This window comes from Xanthomarina gelatinilytica, assembly GCF_000348685.1.
Classification (GTDB): Bacteria; Bacteroidota; Bacteroidia; order Flavobacteriales; family Flavobacteriaceae; genus Xanthomarina; species Xanthomarina gelatinilytica.
Map to the genome: position 1 here is coordinate 1 of NZ_ANLA01000045.1, position 594 is coordinate 594.

General features: G+C 51.9%; 1 protein-coding gene. It reads left to right on the forward strand.

Annotated features, from left to right (window positions below; genetic code table 11):
• Positions 1–373: 373 nt before the first annotated feature.
• Positions 374–594, forward strand: a 221-nt coding sequence (locus D778_RS14585) for a hypothetical protein (RefSeq protein WP_155949967.1), incomplete at its 3' end; no start/stop codon positions are given.

Genomic DNA, 594 nt, shown 5'->3' on the forward strand with positions numbered 1-594 from the left:
AGGTTCAGCAGGCTGTGTTCCGGTGACGTCCCAAGAACAGGTCGTATCATTGAACGTCGCGGTTTCCCAACATTCCGTAGCAGGTTCAGCAGGTTGCGTTCCAGTTACCTCCCAAGAACAGGTCGTATCATTGAACGTCGCGGTTTCCCAACATTCCGTAGCAGGTTCAGCAGGTTGCGTTCCGGTTACGTCCCAAGAACAGGTTGTACCGTTGAACGTAGCGGTTTCCCAACATTCAGTAGAAGGTTCAGCAGGCTGTGTTCCGGTGACGTCCCAAGAACAGGTCGTATCATTGAACGTCGCAGTTTCCCAACATTCCGTAGCAGGTTCAGCAGGCTGTGTTCCGGTGACATCCCACGAACAGGTTGTGTTATTGAACGTCGCAGTTTCCCAGCATTCCGTAGCAGGTTCAGCAGGTTGTGTTCCTGTAACGTCCCAAGAACAGGTCGTATCATTGAACGTAGCGGTTTCCCAACATTCAGTTGCAGGTTCAGCAGGCTGTGTTCCGTTGACGTCCCAAGAACAGGTAGTATCATTGAACGTAGCAGTTTCCCAACATTCCGTAGCAGGTTCAGCAGGCTGTGTTCCGGTGAC